Below are 3,338 nucleotides of genomic sequence, written 5' to 3'. Positions count from 1 at the left end.
GGAAAAATTATTATCTCATGTTCATTTTCCCTAATCCTGATGATGATACGAAAGAAGACCTTTGGTATGAAGAGTACGAAGAATAACTAAAGATACTTCCCAAGTTGCAATACATGAAATTGCATAAAATCGTGTATCCTGAACCCTTTAACCCCAGGGTTCTTTTTTTATGTCCACCCTCAATACACGATTGTGCTTTAATCAGCGGTGTAATCGCCTATTCTTTTTTGTTAAAAAGACGGCTAAAGAATCCTTTTTTTACTTGTGCTGGTTCACTAGGATCAACAAACTCAATCTTTGTTTTATTGTCTGCAGGTGTATCTAATTGATTATTCTTTTCTTCTTCTGCAGGAAGTAATTTTTCTACCAATGTTTCTAACCGTTCAATATTATTTGCTTGCTTTTCCATAATTTTTACCTGCTTGTATACTACTGACATAATAGATTGTAGTGTTACACCAGATACAGCTTCCTCTGTATCTTCGACTGTAACACTACTATACCCCACAGAGAACAAAGCTTGATTTATAGCGTTATCTAGTGTTATACCAGTAGACTTTAGCGCTACTAATTGTTGTAGTAGTGTTATATCAGTAAGAGAATATAATCTATGATTTTTTTTGTTTCGATAGAAATATTTCCCGTCAGGTGACTGCTTATCAATTAAAGATACGTATTTTCTAAGGGCGGATTCTGATAAATCAACCTTTTCAAGCACTTCAGAGAATGTAAACATTTCTTTTCCTTCAATATCTTTCAACGTTTGAACCTCCTTAAAACACTTTATTGTAGACATATATTAGTGATATATCACTAATATAAAATACATATTACTTAGTAAAATCATGTAGCGGAACTTTAATCTTTTTAGGTGCAGTTTTCTCCATGAAATGAAACTTAAGTTGAACAATTTTATTTCCCTTTTTTTTAACTTTTTCAATTTCAAATCGATCATATAAGGGAAATAATTCTTTTCTTATTGGGGCAAACACTTTTTTGTCAATCTCACTCATACGGTAATTCACTGGAATATCTAATGTTTCTCTAAATTCTTCAATAGAAATCACAAAAAAACCAGTTGATTTAAATTGCTTTAAAAGCCGATACATTGTTTTTGCATAACTACTTTTTAGATAAGTAAATTGCTCTAATTCAAATCTCGCAAAGTTATTTGTTAATTCATTTAGTAAAAAAGAAAATTCATTATTTACAGCAATTTTTAAAGTTTGTTCTTCTCGGTTGATTCTAAAAGTAGGGAAAAGAACAAACGCTACATACTCATTACCATCATCAAAATTAACATTGAGATTCATTAGTTTTGTATTAGTTCGTATCAAGTCGTCAACAAATCTATCATTTGAAGTTGGTTTATAACTACTCAGTTCTCTTAATTTCTCAAAGGAAAACGCTAATTCTTGAGTGCCTTGTTCTCTTACTCTAGAACAAATAGCAAAGAATAGATCCATTTCTTTAGAAGTAAAATTCCTAAAACCTAAAGTATTCATTTGATTACTTATTTTTACAATTTCATTCATAAATTAACACTCTCCTTCACAGAAATTATTATAACATTTACAAAGGGTACTTTGGAACCCCTAAGTACCCTTTACTCAGACAAAAAGTACCCTTTACTCAGACAAAAAGTACCCTTTACTCAGACAAAAAGTACCCTTTACTCAGACAAAAAGTACCCTTTACTCAGACAAAAAGTACCCTTTACTCAGACAAAAAGTACCCTTTACTAGTCTACAACACCATACAGGACGCGACGGAAAGGAGGTCTAAAAGGGTTTAAAAAGGTTTATAAAAGATTTATAAAAGATATATATAAGGTTTATATAAGAGAACCAAATAAAAAATAGAGATTAAAATAAAAAATGAAACCTTACTCCGTAAGCTAAAAGACATCTTAGAAGATCAAAAGAAGTCGCTCCGCTCCATTTGCAATGAAAGAGAGAGGATTGTAGTAACTTCTTGTAGAACGGCTTAAAGGCTTGTTTTAGCTAAGAATCAAACAAGTAAAGAGCTCACTTCGTTCGTGCAGGGTAAACCCTACAAACCCAAAGGCTCAATCGTTAAAAAACACTCGTTTAAATCGTTTCTAACGAATATCGCATAATTACACCTGTTTTATCTTTAAACTCTTTAGAGGGCGTTAAATGGACCTTTAAATCGATAATGAATAGGACGTATCCTAATTCCTATCACTTATCTGCAGGATCTTTTTTGCGATTATAAAAAAATTGACGTAAAAAAGATTGAATCAGCAGGTAGATAAACGAAATAATAGCAAAAGCTAATCCAAAATAACTTAACGTCATTAAGAAAGCACCAAAAGCTGTATGTAACACAGTGTTAAAAATAAACGTTGTCGCTGCATATGTACTAGCTAGTATCCAAAAAGTTTTTTTATTCATTTTTAAACTCCTAACGGTTCGTTTTTTAAAAATTATTTTGATTCATTTTTAGTATGAATCAACTGTATCTTTGTTTCAAATTACGTAAAGATAAAGAGATAGTTTATAGATATTTTTGACTGTTTTTATTTTAAAAAAAGGGGTTAATTAATTTTTTAGAGGGAACTAGATCAAGTTCCTTTTTTTATTTACCGAACGACTTCTGATTTTCAACTGTTAAATTCTTGTTTGGCAGGCAACGGGTTTGTAGTCACAAACCCCAAAACATTGTTTTGACCTGCTAGGAAATTTCCTAGAACCTTACGCTCCTTTATATTTTATTTTTTCAAAATAAGTATAAAAGTTTGTTGTCGCTTTGCTCGATTTTTTAAAAAGTAAGTCAAAATAAAAAAGATAAAAAGAGATAAAGTAATCTCCGTTTATTTTTTTATTTTGACTTTAGATTTTATATTTTATCTCTTAATTTCTGGGACTTATTTTTTTTTGATCTACCCCCCTTTTTATATTTTAAATAAAGGGCGCACTTATACCCCACTTAAAAATTGGAGGTATTCGGCGTAAAGAAAAGTAAAAAGGCGCACTTATACACGATAAAAAATCGTGGGTGCTCAGATCAGAGATTAAACAAAGGGCGCACTTATACATCATCTAAAAAGATGATGTATATTGCTTCCTAGAATCTAAAAAACTATCTTAAAATGATCACGTATCCGTGTCTCTTTAAGATAGTTTTTTGTGTGAAAATTCCTTCGGAATTTAAAAATTCGCTTTGCTCATGTCTAAAAAATAAGTTTTTCTTTTCTCTAATTATTTAGTAAAATGGGAGTAGCTCCTTTTTAAAAAGCAGCTAGACCACAAAAGAAAAAGACTAGAAGTAATAATCGTTTGGCTAGTGGTCCAGTCACTCGTTATTCTTCAAAG

The 3,338-nt window shown here is 30.9% G+C and carries 3 protein-coding genes; all 3 read right to left on the bottom strand.

The window, feature by feature from the left end; genetic code table 11:
- Nucleotides 1-217 precede the first annotated feature (217 nt).
- Nucleotides 218-760 (bottom strand): MerR family transcriptional regulator, encoded by a 543-nt coding sequence (locus tag BLT48_RS00015; protein ID WP_089974248.1) that lies wholly within the window; start codon nt 758-760, stop codon nt 218-220.
- A gap of 70 nt (nt 761-830) precedes the next feature.
- Entirely contained in the window at nt 831-1,535 is a 705-nt protein-coding gene (locus BLT48_RS00010) for a replication initiation protein (RefSeq protein ID WP_089974246.1), read from the bottom strand.
- Nucleotides 1,536-2,204: 669 nt separating this feature from the next.
- Nucleotides 2,205-2,417 (bottom strand): hypothetical protein, encoded by a 213-nt coding sequence (locus tag BLT48_RS00005; RefSeq protein ID WP_089974244.1) that lies wholly within the window; start codon nt 2,415-2,417, stop codon nt 2,205-2,207.
- Nucleotides 2,418-3,338: the final 921 nt, after the last annotated feature.

Origin of the sequence: Carnobacterium viridans (genome assembly GCF_900102725.1) — a bacterium.
Taxonomy (GTDB): Bacteria; Bacillota; Bacilli; order Lactobacillales; family Carnobacteriaceae; genus Carnobacterium_B; species Carnobacterium_B viridans.
The sequence above is the reverse complement of the archived record's forward strand: the minus strand, read 5'-3'. Positions and strand labels throughout refer to the sequence as shown.

Coding starts and splice junctions, on each gene's coding strand:
- BLT48_RS00005 (WP_089974244.1), bottom strand. CDS start 2,417: ATGAATAAAAAAACTTTTTGGATACTAGCTAGTACATATGCAGCGACA.
- BLT48_RS00010 (WP_089974246.1), bottom strand. CDS start 1,535: ATGAATGAAATTGTAAAAATAAGTAATCAAATGAATACTTTAGGTTTT.